Source organism: Corallococcus sp. RDP092CA, from assembly GCF_041903675.1.
Classification (GTDB): Bacteria; Myxococcota; Myxococcia; order Myxococcales; family Myxococcaceae; genus Corallococcus.
The window spans coordinates 46,080-63,264 of the sequence record NZ_JAYESI010000014.1 but is presented as its reverse complement, the minus strand read 5'-3'; the positions used below and the strand labels follow the sequence as shown (position 1 = coordinate 63,264).

15 protein-coding genes are annotated in these 17,185 nt (G+C 70.1%); all 15 read left to right on the top strand.

Annotated features, from left to right (window positions below; all coding sequences use genetic code 11):
* Window positions 1-41 precede the first annotated feature (41 nt).
* The 15 genes from U8525_RS17170 to U8525_RS17100 all read left to right on the top strand — a co-directional run bounded on the left by U8525_RS17170 (window position 42) and on the right by U8525_RS17100 (window position 17,185).
* Entirely contained in the window at window positions 42-1,538 is a 1,497-nt protein-coding gene (locus U8525_RS17170; RefSeq protein WP_374266954.1) for a TldD/PmbA family protein, read from the top strand.
* Window positions 1,535-2,881 (top strand): TldD/PmbA family protein, encoded by a 1,347-nt coding sequence (locus tag U8525_RS17165; protein WP_374266952.1) that lies wholly within the window; start codon window positions 1,535-1,537, stop codon window positions 2,879-2,881. Before U8525_RS17170 ends, U8525_RS17165 begins: the two co-directional genes overlap by 4 nt.
* A 62-nt stretch (window positions 2,882-2,943) precedes the next feature.
* Window positions 2,944-3,948, top strand: a complete 1,005-nt coding sequence (locus U8525_RS17160; RefSeq protein ID WP_374266950.1) for a ParB/RepB/Spo0J family partition protein — start codon at window positions 2,944-2,946, stop codon at window positions 3,946-3,948.
* Window positions 3,949-3,993: 45 nt separating this feature from the next.
* The gene (locus U8525_RS17155; protein ID WP_374266948.1) at window positions 3,994-5,397 is read left to right on the top strand and encodes a sigma-54-dependent transcriptional regulator; all 1,404 of its coding nucleotides are present in this window, start codon (window positions 3,994-3,996) and stop codon (window positions 5,395-5,397) included.
* A 200-nt stretch (window positions 5,398-5,597) separates the two neighbouring features.
* Window positions 5,598-6,512: a type II secretion system protein GspC gene (gene gspC, locus U8525_RS17150; protein WP_374266946.1), complete on the top strand. Its 915-nt coding sequence runs from the start codon at window positions 5,598-5,600 to the stop codon at window positions 6,510-6,512.
* 26 nt (window positions 6,513-6,538) lie between these two features.
* The gene (gene gspD / locus U8525_RS17145; RefSeq protein WP_374266944.1) at window positions 6,539-9,148 is read left to right on the top strand and encodes a type II secretion system secretin GspD; all 2,610 of its coding nucleotides are present in this window, start codon (window positions 6,539-6,541) and stop codon (window positions 9,146-9,148) included.
* A 7-nt stretch (window positions 9,149-9,155) separates the two neighbouring features.
* Window positions 9,156-10,982, top strand: coding sequence for a type II secretion system ATPase GspE (gspE, locus tag U8525_RS17140; RefSeq protein WP_374266942.1), 1,827 nt, complete (start codon window positions 9,156-9,158; stop codon window positions 10,980-10,982).
* A gap of 7 nt (window positions 10,983-10,989) precedes the next feature.
* Window positions 10,990-12,246 carry a type II secretion system inner membrane protein GspF gene (gspF, locus tag U8525_RS17135; protein WP_374266940.1) on the top strand — a complete coding sequence of 419 codons (1,257 nt, stop codon included), beginning with the start codon at window positions 10,990-10,992 and terminating at the stop codon, window positions 12,244-12,246.
* 17 nt (window positions 12,247-12,263) lie between these two features.
* Window positions 12,264-12,404: a hypothetical protein gene (locus U8525_RS17130; protein ID WP_374266938.1), complete on the top strand. Its 141-nt coding sequence runs from the start codon at window positions 12,264-12,266 to the stop codon at window positions 12,402-12,404.
* A 74-nt stretch (window positions 12,405-12,478) separates the two neighbouring features.
* Window positions 12,479-12,898 (top strand): type II secretion system major pseudopilin GspG, encoded by a 420-nt coding sequence (gene gspG / locus U8525_RS17125; protein ID WP_374266936.1) that lies wholly within the window; start codon window positions 12,479-12,481, stop codon window positions 12,896-12,898.
* A 58-nt stretch (window positions 12,899-12,956) separates the two neighbouring features.
* Window positions 12,957-13,424: a type II secretion system protein GspG gene (locus U8525_RS17120; protein WP_374267114.1), complete on the top strand. Its 468-nt coding sequence runs from the start codon at window positions 12,957-12,959 to the stop codon at window positions 13,422-13,424.
* A gap of 8 nt (window positions 13,425-13,432) precedes the next feature.
* Complete coding sequence (locus U8525_RS17115; RefSeq protein ID WP_374266934.1) at window positions 13,433-14,155, top strand: Tfp pilus assembly protein FimT/FimU; 723 nt, start codon at window positions 13,433-13,435, stop codon at window positions 14,153-14,155.
* Entirely contained in the window at window positions 14,152-15,087 is a 936-nt protein-coding gene (locus tag U8525_RS17110; protein ID WP_374266932.1) for a prepilin-type N-terminal cleavage/methylation domain-containing protein, read from the top strand. The genes U8525_RS17115 and U8525_RS17110 overlap by 4 nt, the downstream gene beginning before the upstream one ends.
* Window positions 15,084-15,758: a type II secretion system protein GspJ gene (locus U8525_RS17105; protein ID WP_374266930.1), complete on the top strand. Its 675-nt coding sequence runs from the start codon at window positions 15,084-15,086 to the stop codon at window positions 15,756-15,758. The genes U8525_RS17110 and U8525_RS17105 overlap by 4 nt, the downstream gene beginning before the upstream one ends.
* Window positions 15,758-17,185 (top strand): type II secretion system minor pseudopilin GspK, encoded by a 1,428-nt coding sequence (locus U8525_RS17100; RefSeq protein ID WP_374266928.1) that lies wholly within the window; start codon window positions 15,758-15,760, stop codon window positions 17,183-17,185. The genes U8525_RS17105 and U8525_RS17100 overlap by 1 nt, the downstream gene beginning before the upstream one ends.

Genomic DNA, 17,185 nt, shown 5'->3' with positions numbered 1-17,185 from the left:
TTTCCTCTATTTCCACTTTCTCCAGCGTCCCGAGCCACCCCATGCCCCGAGCAGCCCCCGCGCCCTCCCGGCGCGCCCGCCCCGCCCAGCTCGCCCCCCCGGCCGCGCGGCAGGCGGCCGCCCCCCCGCTCCTGCCCCCCGGTCTGTTGGAGCGTCTGCTGGCGGAAGCCATGGCCCGGGGCGGGGACTTCGCGGAGGTGTACGTGGAGCGCACGTCCACCACCGCCGTGGTGCTGGAGGAGCAGCGCATCCGCAGCGCGCAGGTGGGCCTGGTGCAGGGCGTGGGCGTGCGCGTCATCGCCGGGGCCAAGGTGGGCTACGCCTACTCCGACGACTGGGACGAGGCCGCGCTCGTGCGCGCCGCGCGCACCGCGGCGATGATCGCCCAGGGCGGCGGCTCCGAGCGCGCCTACCCCGTCAAGCGCGTGCCGGTGCCCAGCCACTACCGGGTCGGCCAGCCGCTGGAGGACGTGGCGGTGGCGCGCAAGACGGCGCTCCTCACCCGCGCGGACAGGGCCGCCCGGGGCTTCGATTCGCGCATCCAGCAGGTGAACGCGTCCTATGTGGATCAGACGCGGCGCATCGCCGTGGCCAACACCACCGGCCGCTTCAGCGAGGACACGCAGGACCAGTCCCGCATGAGCGTGCACGTGGTGGCGCTGGGCAGGAGCGGCGAGCGGCGCACCGGCATGTACGGCAGCGGCGGCCGGGTGCCCTTCACCTACTGGGACGGCGTGACGCCGGAGTCCGTGGCCGAGGAGGCCGCGCGGCAGGCCATCGCCACGCTGGGCGCGGTGGACTGCGTGGCCGGCCCGCAGACGGTGGTGCTGGCGCCGGGCTGGAGCGGCATCCTCCTGCACGAGGCGGTGGGCCACGGCCTGGAGGCGGACTTCATCCGCAAGGGCACGTCGCTGTTCGCGGGCAAGCTGGGGGAGCAGGTGGCGTCGGAGCTGGTGACGGTCATCGACGACGGCACGGTGTCCAGCGCGCGAGGCTCCATCAACATCGACGACGAGGGCGTGCCCGGCGAGCGCAAGGTCCTCATCGAGAACGGCGTCCTCAAGGGCTACCTCTATGATCAGCTCAACGCGAAGCTGATGAACCAGCGCTCCACGGGCTCGGGCCGGCGCGAGTCGTTCAAGAGCCTGCCTTTGCCGCGCATGACGAACACCTTCCTGGCGCCCGGGGACCACGCGCCGGAGGACATCCTCAAGGAGGTGAAGCGCGGGCTGTACTGCGCCACCTTCGGCGGGGGCCAGGTGGACATCAGCAACGGCAACTTCGTCTTCGAGGTCAGCGAGGCCTACCAGATCGAGGACGGGAGGCTGGGCCGCCCGGTGAAGAACGCCATCCTCATCGGCGTGGGGCCGGAGGCGCTGAAGAACATCCGCCGCGTGGGGTGCGACCCGAGGCCGGACCCCGGCATGGGCGTCTGCGTGAAGGACGGGCAGATGATGCCCGTGGGCGTGGGCCTGCCCACCGTGCGCATCGACAACGTGACCGTGGGCGGGACGAAGGTCGGCGGAGGGCACCCGTGAACTACGAACAGCTCGCGAAGAAGATCGTCCAGCGCGCCGTGAGGAAGGGCGCGAAGCAGGCGGAGGCCTTCCTGGAGGTGGGCCGCCAGAGCAGCGTGCGCGTCCGCGAAGGGCAGATCGAGGACCTCACGGAGGCCACCAGCAAGGGCGTGGGCGTCCGGGTCGTCGTGAAGGACCGGCTGGGCTTCGCCTACACGTCCGACTTCACCCCCGCCGGCCTGGACCGCGTGGTGGACCTGGCCGTGCAGCTGGCGGAGGCCGCCGCGCCCAACAAGCTGAACGGCCTGCCCGGCCCGAAGGACCTGGGCAGGCGCGGGGACACCGGCGCCCTCTTCGACCCGAAGGTCGCGAACCTGGCCGGGGACTGGAAGATCCAGGCCGCGCTGGAGGCGGAGCGCGCGGGCCGGGCGCAGGACCCGCGCGTGGCCACGTTCGACTCCGTGGCCGCGGGCGACTTCGTGGCGGAGGTGTACCTGGCCTCCAGCGAGGGCGCGACCGGCGGCTACTCCGGCACGTACGTGTACCTGGTCGCGGTGCCGGTGGCGGCGCAGGACGGGCAGCTCCAGACGGGCTACTGGCTGGACTACAAGCGCTTCCTGGACGACCTGGAGTCCCCGGAGTCCATCGGCCGCGAGGCGGCGAAGCGCGCCGTGCGCATGCTGGGGGCGAAGCCGGTGAAGACACAGCAGGTGCCGGTGGTGTTCGACCCGCTGGTGGCCGCGAGCTTCGTGGGCAACCTGGCCCAGGCCGCCAACGGCAACGCCGTCTACCAGCAGTCCAGCGTGCTCGCGCCCCACCTGGGCAAGCGGCTCGCGGGCGAGCACGTCACGCTGGTGGATGACGGCCTGCTGCCCCGGGGCCTGGCCACCGCGCCCTTCGACGGCGAGGGCGTCCCCACGCGCCGCACGCCCATCCTGGATCAGGGCGTGCTGTCCGGCTTCCTCTACGACGCCTTCACCGCGCGCAAGGCGAAGGCGCGCACCACGGGCAACGCGTCGCGCGCCTACAACGCGCTGCCGGGCATCGGCGCCACCAACCTCTACCTGGAGAAGGGCCCGAAGACGCCGGAGGAGCTCATCCGGGAGGTGCCCCAGGGGCTCTACGTCACCGCCCTCCTGGGCCATGGCGCGGATCCGGTCTCCGGGGACATGTCCTGCGGGGCCAACGGCCTTTGGATCCAGGACGGTGAGCTGACGCACCCGGTGCAGGAGGTGACGGTCGCGGGGAACCTCCTCCAGATGTTGAAGGACGTGGACGCCGTGGGCAGCGACCTCCAGTTCCGGGGCGGCAGCGTGGGCGCGCCCACTGTCCGCTTCCGACAGCTCACCGTCTCTGGCGCGTAGCCGGCCCCCCGCGGTGGCCTACGCTCGCGGACCTCTTTCCCACGGCAGGAGGTCCGCCCCGCATGGCCGCGAAGTCCGCCCGCAAGTCCGCCCCCGCGAAGTCGGCCGCGCCGCGCAAGCCGCGCCGCAAGAAGGCCGAACCGAGGTCGCGGGGCCTGAGCGCGGCGGAGGTGGCGAGCGAGGCCGCCGCCTTCCCCGACGCCCTCCTCCAGGCGGTGCGCGAGGACGGCGGCGAGGTGCTGTCCGTCTACCGCGACCCGCTGGGCGGACACCCCATCGTCTTCGCCGCGCTCCCCATCGACAAGGTGGAGCCCACGCCCTACCAGCGCGACCTGTCCGAGCCGCACGTCAAGCGGCTCGCCACCGCCATGGAGCGGCTGGACCGCTTCCTCGACCCCGTCATCGCCGTGCGCGTGGAGGGCCGCTACTGGACGCCCAACGGCAACCACCGGCTCAACGCCAGCCGCATGCTGGGCGCGAGGTCCATCGTCGCGCTGCTCCTGCCAGACGAGGACGTGGCCTATCAGATCCTCGCCCTCAACACGGAGAAGGCCCACAACCTGAAGGAGCGCTCGCTGGAGGTCATCCGCATGGCGCGGGGCCTGGTGGGCGCGAACCGCCCGGGCAAGGAGTCCGCCTTCGCCCACCTCTTCGAGGAGCCCTCCTTCCTCACCCTGGGCGCCGCCTACGAGAAGCGCCCCCGCTTCTCCGCGGGCGCCTACCACCCCTTCGTCAAGGTGGTGGACGGCTTCCAGGACGCGCCGCTGCCGCAGGCCCTGGCCGTGCGCGACGCCCAGGCGGACCAGCTGCTGGAGCTGGACGACGCGGTGGTCGCCGTCGTCAACGCCCTCAAGGAGCGCGGGCTCCAGAGCCCCTACCTCAAGAACTTCGTCGTCGCCCGGCTCAACTTCCTGCGCTTCCGCAAGGACGGCCCCCCTCCCACCTTCGACGCCACCGTCAGCCGCATGCTCGCCAGCGCCCGGCGCTTCAACGTGGACAAGGTGCGCCGCGAGGACATTGGCCGCATGGGCGGCGGCCCCCTGGAGCCGGACGAGGAGCTGGGCTGAAGGGAATGAGGATTGCAGGACCTTGTTGAGAGGCCCCGCACTCCCATGACATCTCCCACGGTCCTGGTCGTCGACGACGACCGCGCCAACCTCGATTCCGTCGCCCGCATCTTCCAGCGGGAAGGCTTCGCCACCTTGTCCGCCGCGCAGGGCACGGAGGCGCTGGAGCTGCTCCGGCGCCCCGAGGTCAGCGTCATGGTCACCGACCTGATGATGCCCGGCATGGACGGCCAGGAGCTGCTCAAGGCCAGCCGCGCCATCCGCCCGGACGTGGAGGTGGTGCTGATGACCGCCTACGGCACGGTGGAGACGGCCGTCGCCGCCATGAAGGACGGCGCCTACGACTTCATCACCAAGCCCCTCAAGCGCCACGCCCTGGTGAAGGCCGTGCAGAAGGCGCTGGAGAAGCAGGCGCTCGTCCAGGAGAACACCACCCTCAAGGCGAAGCTCGCGGAGATCAACCCCGCCGGCGGGCGCGCCATGGTGGGCCAGTCCCCCGCCTTCCGCGCCATGCTGGACACCATCCGCCAGGCGGCGCCCTCCACCGCCACGGTGCTGCTGCTGGGTGAGTCCGGCACCGGAAAGGAGCTGGCCGCCCGCGCGCTGCACGAGCACTCCGCCCGGGCGCGGCAGCCCTTCGTCGCGGTCAACTGCGGCGCCATCCCGGAGAGCATCCTGGAGGCGGAGCTCTTCGGCGTGGAGCGCGGCGCGTACACCGGCGCCGTCACCCGGCGCGAGGGCCGCTTCGAGCGCGCCAACGGCGGCACCCTCTTCCTGGACGAGGTGGGCGAGATGCCCCTCTCCGCGCAGGTGAAGCTGCTGCGCGTGCTCCAGGAGGGCGAGCTGGAGCGGCTGGGCGGCACGCAGACGGTGAAGGTGGACGTGCGGCTCGTCGCCGCCACCAACAAGGACCTGCAGAAGGAGGTCGCCGAGGGCCGCTTCCGCGAGGACCTCTACTACCGCCTGCACGTCGTGGAGCTCCGCGTGCCCGCGCTCGCGTCGCGCCGCGAGGACATCCCGCTGCTGGCGGAGGCCTTCCTGCGCCGCTTCTCCGCGAAGAACGGCAAGGTGCTGCGCGGCTTCTCCCCGGACGCGCTGAGCGTGCTGGAGAACTACGCGTGGCCCGGCAACGTGCGGGAGCTGGAGCACGCCGTGGAGCGCGCCGTGGTGCTGGCCCGCACGGACGTGCTGGAGGCCAGCGACCTGCCGGAGTCCGTGCGCAAGGGGCCCCTGGGCTCCGCCGGCCAGCTGGTCATCCCCATCGGGACGCCCATGGAGGAGATCGAGCGGCGCGTCATCCACGAGACCCTGCGCCACACCCGCGGGGACAAGACGCTCGCCGCCCGCCTGCTGGGCATCGCCGCTCGCACCATCTACCGCAAGCTCGAGCGCGAGCAGGGCGGCCCGGAGACCCCGCCGGCCCCCCCCTCCCCCTCCGGCGCGGAATGACAGGCCGTCACACCGGCCCCCGCCTGCTTTTGACAATTTGTCCCAGGCCCCGGCCCCCGCCCTTCCCCGGGCCGGGGCTTCGTCCTATTCCGAAATAATTTCGCGGACTTGGCCGTAAGCCCTGGGTTTGACGCCCGCCCAGCGATGGCACCTGCCTTGCTCAGGGAGCCACGTGGGGCTGGCTTTCTCCCGGAAGCGTGATGGAACTCTTCTTTCGCAAGTACTTCTGGAGCGTGAACCTGTTGTTCATCCTGCTCGTCGCCCTGCTGGCGGCGCGCACGGTGAACCTGTTCGTCGAATCCTCCATCTCCCCCGCCCCCGCGTCCGAGGCGCCCGCCCGGGTCGCGCAGCGCACCCACGCCGCGGACAGCGGCCTGGCCACCCTCGACCCGGAGCGCCTGTCGCGGCTCACCGGCGTGAAGCTGCCGGAGGTGGAGGTCGCGGTGAAGGAGCCCACGGCGCCCCCCGACTTCGACGCCAACGCCCCGCCGGCCAAGAGCGGCCTGCGCGTGAAGCTCCTGGGCACGCTCGTCGCGGCCAACCCGGACTGGTCCTTCGCGTCCATCATGGACATGAACACGCAGCGGTCGCAGACGTACATGGTCGGCAACAACCTGATGGGCGCCACCATCATGGAGATCGAGCGCGAGCGGGTGATCATCAACAACGGCGGCCGCCGCGAGTTCATCGACGGGCAGCCCGGTGACGGCGCCGTCGCCGCCTACACCCCGCCCGTGGCCGCGCCCGCCGCCACCCCGACCAACAACCTGGGCAGCGGCATCAAGTCCACGGGTGAGAACGAGTACGAGGTCCCCAAGGCGGAGATCGACAAGACGTTGAGCAACCTCAACGACGTGGCGATGCAGGCGCGCATCGTGCCCGCCTTCAAGGACGGCCAGGCGGTGGGCTTCAAGCTCTTCTCCATCCGCCCGGACAGCATCTATTCGAAGATCGGCGTCCAGAACGGTGACGTCATCCGCCGCATCAACGGCTTCGACATGAACAGCCCCGAGAAGGCGCTGGAGATCTACTCGAAGCTGAAGGACTCCTCCCGCATCGAGATCGAGATCGAGCGCAACGGCGCGCCGATCCGCAAATCCTACAACGTCCGTTAAACACCCCCGTCAGCGCCCGCTCCTCCATGAAGACGACGCTCCCGTCCTGGCTGCTCTGTCTGTGCCTCGCGCTCGCTGGCCCCGCGTGGGCCCAGCGCCGTCCCACGCAGCCCGGTACCCCGGCCCCCGCTCCGGCGGCCCCGGGTGACCGGACCATCACCCCGCAGGGCGGCCCCGCGGCGCCCGCCGAGAACCAGGGCCCCCGCCAGACGCCCACCTGCGAGCAGGCCCGGCGCAACGCGCGCTACGGCATCTACTTCGACAAGGTGGACATCGAGAAGCTCGTCCAGACCGTGTCGGACGCCACCTGCCGCACCTTCATCCTCCCGGAGAACGTGCGCGGGAAGATCTCCATCATCGGCCCGGAGAACGGCCGCGTGGAGGTGGACGCGGAGTCGTTCTACTCCGCCTTCCTCGCCGCGCTCGACGCCAACGGGCTCGCCGTCTACCCGTACGGCCGCTTCCTGAAGATCGTCGACAAGCGCTCGGCGAAGCAGAACCCCATCCCGACCATCGTGGACGAGGACACCCCGTACACGACGAACGAGCAGATGGTCACCAAGCTGTTCAAGATCAAGTACGTGGAGGTGGAGCCGCTGCGCGGCGTCCTCCAGCAGCTCGTGTCCAAGGACGGCGACACCATCCCGTACCCGCCGGACACCATCATCGTCAACGACGTGGGCTCCAACATCCACCGCCTGGAGCGCCTCATCAACCAGCTGGACACCCGCGCCTCCAGCGACGAGATGCGCATCATCCAGGTGCAGTACGCCACCGCGCAGGACGTGGCCAACACCATCCAGAAGCTCTTCGAGGCCAAGGCCGGCGCGGGCGCCCGCCCGGGCCAGCGCCCCGGCAACTTCACGCCGCAAGCCGCCCCCCCCGGCGCGCCGCCTCCCAGCGCGGAGGGCGTGGCCAGCACGGAGGGCGGCGGCGTGGCCACCCTGTCGCAGATCATCCCGGACGAGCGCACCAACAAGCTCATCGTCGTGGCCAGCCCCGCCGCCTTCGGCCGCATCCAGGACCTGGTGCGGGAGATCGACATCCCGTCCGGCAGCGGCAACAAGATCAACGTCTACCCGCTGGAGAACGCCAACTCGGAGGAGCTGGCCAGCACCCTCCAGTCGCTCGCGCAGGGCACCGCCAACCGCCCCCAGCGCGCGCCCATCCCCAACCAGCAGCAGGGCATCCCGCGCGGGCCCACCCAGGCCGCGGAGCTGTTCAGCGGCGAGGTGAAGATCAGCGCGGACAAGGGCACCAACTCGCTGGTCATCGTCGCCAGCCAGGCGGACTACAAGAACATCGTCCAGATCATCCAGCAGCTGGACCAGCCGCGCCGCCAGGTGTTCGTGGAGGCGGTGATCATGGAGGTGAACCTGGACCGCAACAGCGAGTTCGGCATCAACTTCCACCAGGGCTTCAGCCTGAAGACGGATGACGGCGCCATCCCCGGCATCCTGGGCACCAACTACTCCGGCGGCTCCATCCCGCCGTCCTTCTCGCTGGCGAACCTGGCCAGCATGGGCGGCTTCCTCGCCGGCATCCAGGGCCCCGTCCTGCCGGAGCTCAAGGCCCTGGGCATCGACATCCCGGCCTTCGGCGTGGTGCTCAACGCCATGCAGCAGTCGTCCGACGTGAACGTGCTGTCCACGCCGCACCTGCTCACCAGCGACAACGAGGAGGCCGAGATCACCGTGGGCCAGAACGTGCCCTTCCAGTCCGGCTTCACCCCGTCCTCGCTGGGCAGCTCGCTCACCGGCGCCAACGCCGGCGTCAACGGCGTGCAGGCCTCGCTGCTGGGCTCGCTGGGCGGCCTGGGGTCGCTGTACGCGCCCATCACCCGCCAGAACGTGGAGCTGAAGCTCACCGTCAAGCCGCAGATCAACGAGAGCGACTACATCCGCCTGGTCATCACCGAGCAGACGGAGGAGATCGCGTCCACGGACCCCGTGCTGGGCCCCACCACCTCCAAGCGCAGCGCGAAGACGACGGTCATCGCCAAGGACATGGAGACGGTGGTGATTGGCGGCATCATGCAGGACCGCACGCTGGAGTCCGTCTCCAAGGTGCCGGTGTTGGGTGACATCCCGCTCCTGGGCCACCTGTTCCGCGACACCACGCGCCGCAAGACGAAGACGAACCTGCTGCTCTTCCTCACGCCGTACATCATCCGCGGCCAGGAGGACTTCCGCCGCATCTTCGAGCGCAAGATGAAGGAGCGGCAGCAGTTCGTGGAGCAGTTCTACGGCCAGGTCCCCGGCTACGACGTCGCGGTGGACTTCAGCCGCAAGCCCGGCCCCCTGTCGCGCATGAACCAGTCCGTCCTCAAGGAGGAGCAGCGCGTGGAGAACGGCGGCAACGGCACGCCCAACGAGCGCGTCATCCGCCCTAGCGGCGCGCAGGCGCCCGAGGGGACGCCCGCTCCCTCCCCGTCCCCCGCGCGGCCGGGCGGGGAGGCGCCGCCTCCGCCGGAGGAGGCCCCCCCCGCTCCCGAGGGCGAGCAGGCGCCGCGAAATTTCGAGGCGCCTCCGGAGGGTTCGGAGAGATCAGCCCCCGCGCCACAGCCCGAGGTGATCGCGCCCACGCCGGACGCGGACGCCGAGCGGCTGCGCATCCAGCCGGGCGACGGAGAGTAAGAGACCCATGGACCTGACCGCCGACACCCCCACCTCTCAAGGCTCCGCCGCGACGCCCGACGTGTCCGGCGGCCGCAACGACGCCACCCAGGTCGTCGGCCACGGGCTGGCGTACCTCTGCGGCCGGCCGCTGGGGGAGATCCTCCGCGCGCTCGTCCCCAGCCTCACCCCGGAGAAGATCCAGGAGGCGCTCGCCGCCCAGCAGGAGAAGGGCGGGCGGCTGGGGGAGCTCCTGGTGGGCATGAAGGCGGTGGGCGAGGAGGACGTGGCCCGGGCCCTGGGCCACCAGCTGGACCTGCCCTACCTCCAGCGCATCTTCGCGGAGGAGGTGGACGCGGAGCTGGTCAAGCGCATCCCCATCAACTTCGCCCGCCAGACGCAGCTGTTGCCGCTCTCCGTGGAGGGCGACGAGGTGGTGCTCGCGGTGGCGGATCCGCTGGACACCACCGCGCTGGACCACGCGCGCCTGCTGCTGGGCCAGGGCATCCAGCCCCGCATCGCGCTGGCCTCCACCATCGTGGACGCCATCAACAGCGTGTACGACCGCTCGGTCAACGAGGCCGAGGCGCTCGTGGACGAGATGGAGACCACGGAGGACCTGGACTCGCTGGCCCATGAGCTGGAGGAGCCCAAGGACCTCCTGGACGCGGACGACGAAGCGCCCGTCATCCGGCTGGTGAACTCCGTGCTCTTCCGCGCCGCCAAGGAGCGCGCGAGCGACATCCACATCGAGCCCATGGAGCGCGAGCTCCTGGTGCGCTTCCGCATCGACGGCGTGCTCCAGGAGGTCATCAAGCCGCCCAAGCGCTACCAGAACTCCATCATCGCGCGCGTGAAGGTGATGGGGCAGCTCAACATCGCGGAGAAGCGCCTGCCGCAGGACGGCCGCATCCGCATCAAGCTCGCGGGCCGCGACATCGACATCCGCCTGTCCACCACGCCCACGTCCTTCGGCGAGCGCATCGTCATGCGTCTGCTGGACAAGACGGCGACGCTCCTGGACCTGGGCGAGATCGGCATGAGCCCGCAGGTGCTGGGCAACATGGAGTCCGTCATCAAGCGCTCGCACGGCATCGTCCTGGTGACGGGCCCCACGGGCTCCGGCAAGACGACCACGCTCTACGGCGCGCTCTCGAAGATCAACACCCCGGACCTCAACATCCTCACCGTCGAGGACCCGGTCGAGTACCAGCTCAAGGGCATTGGCCAGATGGCCATCGCCCCGAAGATCGGCCTCACGTTCGCGCAGGGCCTGCGCTCCTTCCTCCGCCAGGACCCCGACGTCATCATGGTCGGTGAGATCCGCGACAAGGAGACGGCGGAGATCGCCATCCAGGCGTCCCTCACGGGCCACCTGGTGCTCTCCACGGTGCACACCAACGACGCGGCGGGCGCCGTGACGCGACTCGTGGACATGGGCGTGCAGCCCTTCCTCGTGGCGTCGTCGCTCACCGGCATCCTCGCCCAGCGCCTCGTGCGCCGGGTGTGCCCGGACTGCCGGCAGGCCTACACGCCCACGGACGCGGAGCTGAAGGAGCTGGGCTACACGCTCGACAGCTTCCGGGCGAAGTTCGGCACGGACCGCATCTACCGCGCGGTGGGCTGCCCGTCCTGCAACCGCAACGGGTACCGCGGCCGCTCCGGCATCTACGAGTTCCTCTTCGTGGACGACGACGTGCGCCAGCTGGTGCTCAAGAACGTGGACGCGTCCACCATCAAGAAGTCCGCCCTGTCCAAGGGCATGACGACGCTGCTCGACGACGGCGTGCGGAAGATCGCCCTGGGCGAGACGACCATCGCCGAAGTGCTGAGCATCACGCAGGAGGACATCTAGGTCCGCCATGCCCGTCTTCGAATACAGAGGCCTTGACTCCCAGGGCAGGCAGAAGAAGGGTCTGCTGGAGGCGGACTCGCCCAAGACGCTGCGCTCCAAGCTGCGCGCGGACGGCATCTTCCTCACGGACGTGCTGGGCCAGGCGGAGGGCAGCCGCGCGGGCGTCGCCAAGGGCGCCAACGCGAACCTGCTGGCGCGCGACGTGGACCTGCGCAAGCTGGGCCGCGGCCGCGTGTCCACCGAGGACGTCGCCATCCTCACCCGGCAGTTGGCCACGCTCCTGGGCGCGGGCGTCACCATCGTGGACTCGCTCAACGCGCTGGTGGACCAGGCGGAGAAGGAGCGCCTCAAGCGCGCCCTGTCCGACATCAAGCAGCGCGTGAACGAGGGCTCGTCCCTGGCGGACGCCTTCTCCCAGCACCCGAAGATCTTCCCCAGCATCTACGTGAACATGGTGCGCGCGGGCGAGGCCTCCGGCGCGCTGGACACGGTGCTCCTGCGCCTGGCGGACTTCACGGAGAACCAGGCCAAGCTGCAGCAGAAGATCATCGGCACGATGATCTACCCGGTCATCATGCTGGCGGTGGGCGGCGGCATCCTGGTGCTCCTGATGGTGTTCGTCGTCCCGAAGGTGACGAAGATCTTCGAGACGATGAAGGCCACCCTGCCCCTCAACACGCGCATCCTCATCGCCGCGTCCAACTTCATGCAGGCGTGGTGGTTCCTGGTGGTGCCGGCCTTCATCGCGGGCGTGGTGCTCTTCATGCGCTGGACCAGGAGCCCCAAGGGCAAGCCCAAGTGGGACCGCTTCACGCTCAAGGCCCCCATCTTCGGCAGCCTCGTGCGCCTGCTGGCCATCTCCCGCTTCGCGCGCACGCTGGCCACCCTGCTCAAGAGCGGCGTGCCCATGCTGGCCGCGCTGGACATCGTCAAGGCGGTGATGACGAATTCGGTGCTCGCGGACGCGGTGGAGAACGCCCGCGAGTCCATCCGCGAGGGCGAGAGCATCGCCAACCCGCTGAAGCGCTCCGGCCAGTTCCCGCCGCTCGTGTACCACATGGTCGCCATCGGTGAGAAATCAGGGCAGCTGGAGGACATGCTGCTGTCGGTGGCGGACTCCTATGAGACGCAGGTGAACGTGCGCATCGGCGCGCTCACCAGCCTCCTGGAGCCCATGCTCATCGTGGTGATGGGCGTGATGATTGCATTCGTCGCGCTCTCCATCCTGATGCCGATTCTGCAGGTGAACACGGCCATCCATTAGGTGGAGGGAGCCTCGCGATGAACGACACGCTCGACCGATGGATCCAGCGCGCGACGCTGATGGGCCTCCTGGCCCTGGCCGCCACGCTGGCGACGGTGGGGGCCACCCTCTACGCCCACCGGGACCCACCCGCCGCCTCCAGCGCGGGCACGCCCTGACCCAACGCCCCTGACATCCCGACACACCCATTGCGCGGTGGCTTGCCAGAAAGTCACCCGAAGGTGAGGAAGACATGACGACGACGAACGCGAAGAAGCAGCAGCGCCGCAAGCACCGCGGCATGACCCTCATCGAGATCATGGTGGTCATCACCATCCTCGGGCTCATCGCGGCGGCGGTGGGCGTGGCCGTCATCCCGAAGCTGGAAGAGGCCAAGCAGGACACGGCCCGCCTGGACATCCGCAACATCCAGAGCGCGATGAAGCTCTACTACACGAAGAAGGGCTCCTACCCGGACACCGCCACGGGCCTCAAGGCGCTGGTGGACACCAACAACCTGGAGCGCATGCCCGTGGACCCCTGGGGCCGCGAGTACGTCTACATGAACGAGGGCGGCAAGCCGGTCATCACCAGCTACGGCGCGGACGGCAACCCGGGCGGCGAGGGCTCCGACGCCGACATCTCCTCCAAGGACCAGAACGCCAAGCAGTAACGGCCGTTCTGCGGAAGCAAAGCCGCGCCTCCCGCGTGTTGTCGTAGGAATGCCCGTGATGACTCCCGAGCAAACTTCCTCACCGACGTCCGCGCGCGAGGCGCGAGGCGCTCCCGGCGCCCCGGCCCGCGCCCGCTCGCGGCGCCTGGGCCGGCTGCTGCTGCTGGGCGTCTTCGGCCTCGCCACCCTGCTCGCGTTCACGCTGGTGTGGGTGACCGAGGACCGCTCCCTGACGCCCCCCCAGCGCCAGGCGCGCGAGCAGATCCGCCGCCTGGAGGGCCTCTTCAAGGCCTACCACCGGCTGATGGGCTTCTTCCCCTCGCAGGAGCAGGGCTTCACGCCGCTCATCGACTCGAGGGTGCTTGACGCCACGCCGCTCGACCCGTGGGGCCACCCCTACATCTACCGCATGGTGGGCAAGACGGGCGCCGTGCTGTCGCTCGGCTCCGACGGCAAGCCCGGCGGCACCGGCGAGGCCGCGGACCTCTTCAGCGGCGGCGTCGTGGCACAGGAGGTGCAGCCATGAGGCCCGTCATGCTCATGACTCCCGCCCGCCGTCGCCGCGCCCAGCGCGGCCTCACGCTGATCGAGATCTCCATCGCGCTGGCCATCGCGGCCGTGATGTTCGCGGCGGTGACCATTGGCATCGGCGCCATCACCGGCGCGAAGGCGAAGGGCAGCGCCACGGAGCTGGCGGGGGTCATCCGCTCGCTCTACGACTCGGCGGCGCTCAGCGGCCGGACGTGCCGGCTGGTGTTCGAGATCCCCGACCCGAAGCGCGAGGAGGCCACGCGCTACCACGCGGAGTGCGCCGCGGGCGGCGTCACCACCTCGCGCGACCGGGACGCGGCGCTCCGCGACGAAGCGCGCGACCGCGAGCGCGCCCGGCGCGACGGCAACAACGGCGGCGACACGCGCAAGAACTACACGCGCGCGGAGGGCTCGCAGCCTTCCGCCCAGGAGCTGATGGACGAGGAGAAGAACCGCATCGAGTCCCAGTCCACCTTCTCCGCGTACACCGCGGAGGAGATCTCCCCCAAGGAGCTGCCGGCGGGCGTGGCGGTGTCGGTGTGGACGCGGCAGCAGCGCGAGCCGGTGGAGAGCGGCGTGGCCTATCTCTACTTCTTCCCGCAGGGCTACACGGAGAAGGCCATGGTCTTCCTGCGCCAGGGTGACAACGCCTGGACGCTGGACGTGTCACCCCTGACGGGCAAGGTGTTCATCGCATCCGAGGCCCTGGAGGTGCCCCGCTCATGAAGACCCCAACGCGCGGGCGCGGGGGGTTCACCCTGCTGGAGACGATGGTGGCGCTGGCCATTCTCAGCGTCGCGCTGATGGCCATCTTCGACCTCAACTCCGGCGCGGTGGCGAACCACGTCTATACGAAGCGGCTGACCGTGGCCGCGCTCCTGGCCCGCTCGAAGATGACGGACCTGGAGCAGAAGCTCTACGACGACGGCTTCGAGCAGGACGACGACGAGCAGTCCGGCGACTTCTCCGACGAGGGCTGGCCCCAGTTCAAGTGGCGCGCCCGCATCATCGCGCCCAAGACGGACGGCGTGACGCCGGACCAGCTCATCGGCGCCATCTTCAACCTGCCCATGGGCGGCGGCGACTCCGGCGACCCGCTGGGCGGCCTGGCCAGCCTCTTCGGCGGCAGCGGCGGCAGCGACGGCAAGGGCGGCACGCCCCCCGGCGGCACCACCACGGCCAGCCCCCTGGGCGCGTCCGCCATGAGCATGGCGCAGCCCATGTTCACGCAGATGGTGGACCAGCTCACCAAGTCCGTCCGCGAGGTGCACCTCACCGTGTACTGGAAGGAGGGCACCCAGGTGGAGAGCGTGGACGTGGTGACGCACGTCGTGTCGCTGGGGCCGGGCGGCGACCGCAACGGCGGCTTCACGCCCAACCCGGGCAGCACCGCGGGCGCGGAGAACCAGTGGGTGAACCCGCGCACGGGGCAGGTGGTGGACAACCCCATCCCCGGCCCCAACGGGCAGATGCTGGACCCGAACACGCGTGAGCCGCTGACCAACCGGGCGGCCATGCTCAACCAGCTCAACGGCGCGGGCGGCACGCAGGGCGGCACCGGCAACACCGGCATCAACCCGCGCGCGCCGGGCGGCATCTTCGGGGGACGGGGCCTGCCCGGGCTGCCCGGCCTGCCGGGACGTGGGGGCACCCGATGAAGCGACGCATGCGAGGCTTCACCCTGATGGAGGTCATGGTGGCGGTGGGCATCACCGCACTCATGGGCACCGTCGTCGCCCTGGCCTTCCAGACGGGCATCAACGCGAAGGAGGTCGTGGAGGGCGAGGCGGAGCGCTACCGCATGGTGCGCGTGTCGCTCAACCGCATGGCGCGGGAGATCGGCTCCGCGTTCGTGAGCGACCGCTACGACCTGCGCCGCTTCCGCGACCAGAACGACCGGCCCACCAACTTCATCGGCGAGCGCGACAAGCTGACCTTCACGACGTTCGCGCACCAGCGCCTCTACACGGACGTGAAGGAGTCCGACCAGGCGGTGGTGGAGTACTTCGTGGAGAACTCCAGCGAGCGCGGCGCCCGCCAGCGGCAGGACCTGAAGCGGCGGGTGGACCCCAACGTGGGGGACCGCATGGACCGGGGCGGCACCACGGACGTCCTCTTCGAGGGCGTCAAGGGCGTGGAGTTCGCCTACTGGGACTCCGACAAGAAGGAGTGGGACGACGAATGGGACACGCGGCGCACGGAGCGCAAGGACATCCTCCCCACGCGCGTGCGCATCACCGTCATCGCCCTGGATGAGTCGGGCAAGGAGGCGCGCTACACCACGCAGGCGCGCATCGTGCTCAACACGACCCTGCCGAGGTTCAACTGATGGCCTTCCCCTACTTCCAGCAGGCGTCCCGCCGGCGCGGCAAGGCGCGGACGGCCCGCTCGCAGGCGGCGCCGCGCTCGCCCGCGGAGCGCAGGCACCGGCGCTCTCGCGGCGTGGCGCTCATCATCGCGCTCGTGTCCATCACGCTGCTCACGGTGGTGGCCACGGAGTTCGCCTACAACAGCCGCGTGGACCTGCAGCTCGCCGCCAACCAGCGCGACGAGGTGCGCGCCTACTACATGGCCCGCTCCGGCCTGTCGCTGGGGCGGCTGCTCCTGCGCTTCCAGAAGCAGGTAGACCAGACGCCCATCCCCAACCCCGCGAGCATCCTGGGCGGGCTCATGGGCGGGCTCGGCGGCGGCACCGGCGCGGCCGGCGCGAACACGTTCCAGCCGCAGTCGCTCAACCTCCAGCTCTGGAAGCTGGCCCGGGTGGACTGCCACATGCTCAAGGGGCTGGTGAGGAGCGACGGCGCCGAGGACGCGAGCGGCCGCCCCGTGGAGACGGAGCCCGTGGCGGTGGACCCCAAGTTCCAGATGGACGGCGAGGACGGGGAGAACGCGGGCGCGGCCACGCAGATGGCGGCGCAGATGCAGCGCAGGTCCTTCGGCGGCTTCGAGGGCTGCTTCCTCGCGACCATCAGCGACGAGGAGGAGAAGCTCAACGTCATGCGCCTCAACACGGGCGGCGCGGAGGCGCAGGCCACCGCCGCGCGCATGGTGGACATGTTCTCCGACAAGCGCTTCGAGTTCCTCTGGCAGCAGGACGACGCCAACCACGTGCGCGCCACGCCGCTGGACACCGTCATCGCGCTGAAGGACTGGGCGGACGACGACACCACCCAGTCCACCCTCAACCCCCAGGACCCGACGAACCCCTTCGTCGCGGGCTTCGCGGACGAGGGTTCCCCGTACAGCCGCTACGAACCGCGCTATGACGTCAAGAACGCGCGCTTCGACAGCCTGGACGAGCTGTACCGCGTGCATGGCGTCAACGACCGCTTCATGGCGGCCTTCCGCGACCGGCTCACGGTGTACCCGGACATCAACTCCAAGCCGAACATCAACACCGACGACCCCATCATGCTGGGGCTGGCCATCATGTCCGCCGCGGACCCCAACCACCCGGACCCGCGCCTGACGGACCCGGTGTTCCTCAACGAGCTCATCACCCGCATCCGCTCCGCGCGCATGTTCAACTTCTTCGGCATGTCGGTGGCGGACTTCCTGAACGTGGTGGAGCAGGCGGGCATCGCGGTCAATCCGCTGATCAAGGGCAACGTCCAGCAGAACCGCTACCTGGGCGACAAGAGCAAGACGTTCACCATCAAGTCCGTGGGAGAGGCGGGCAGCGTCCAGAAGACGCTCACCGCCGTCATCCGCCTGGACGACGGGCTGGGCAAGCTCGTGTATTACAGAGAGGAATAG

Bases quoted from the DNA above. Each gene is read 5' to 3' on its own strand.
- U8525_RS17170 (WP_374266954.1), top strand. From the start codon at position 42: ATGCCCCGAGCAGCCCCCGCGCCCTCCCGGCGCGCCCGCCCCGCCCAG.
- U8525_RS17160 (WP_374266950.1), top strand. From the start codon at position 2,944: ATGGCCGCGAAGTCCGCCCGCAAGTCCGCCCCCGCGAAGTCGGCCGCG.
- U8525_RS17155 (WP_374266948.1), top strand. From the start codon at position 3,994: ATGACATCTCCCACGGTCCTGGTCGTCGACGACGACCGCGCCAACCTC.
- gspC (WP_374266946.1), top strand. From the start codon at position 5,598: ATGGAACTCTTCTTTCGCAAGTACTTCTGGAGCGTGAACCTGTTGTTC.
- gspD (WP_374266944.1), top strand. From the start codon at position 6,539: ATGAAGACGACGCTCCCGTCCTGGCTGCTCTGTCTGTGCCTCGCGCTC.
- gspE (WP_374266942.1), top strand. From the start codon at position 9,156: ATGGACCTGACCGCCGACACCCCCACCTCTCAAGGCTCCGCCGCGACG.
- gspF (WP_374266940.1), top strand. From the start codon at position 10,990: ATGCCCGTCTTCGAATACAGAGGCCTTGACTCCCAGGGCAGGCAGAAG.
- U8525_RS17130 (WP_374266938.1), top strand. From the start codon at position 12,264: ATGAACGACACGCTCGACCGATGGATCCAGCGCGCGACGCTGATGGGC.
- gspG (WP_374266936.1), top strand. From the start codon at position 12,479: ATGACGACGACGAACGCGAAGAAGCAGCAGCGCCGCAAGCACCGCGGC.
- U8525_RS17120 (WP_374267114.1), top strand. From the start codon at position 12,957: ATGACTCCCGAGCAAACTTCCTCACCGACGTCCGCGCGCGAGGCGCGA.
- U8525_RS17115 (WP_374266934.1), top strand. From the start codon at position 13,433: ATGCTCATGACTCCCGCCCGCCGTCGCCGCGCCCAGCGCGGCCTCACG.
- U8525_RS17110 (WP_374266932.1), top strand. From the start codon at position 14,152: ATGAAGACCCCAACGCGCGGGCGCGGGGGGTTCACCCTGCTGGAGACG.
- U8525_RS17105 (WP_374266930.1), top strand. From the start codon at position 15,084: ATGAAGCGACGCATGCGAGGCTTCACCCTGATGGAGGTCATGGTGGCG.
- U8525_RS17100 (WP_374266928.1), top strand. From the start codon at position 15,758: ATGGCCTTCCCCTACTTCCAGCAGGCGTCCCGCCGGCGCGGCAAGGCG.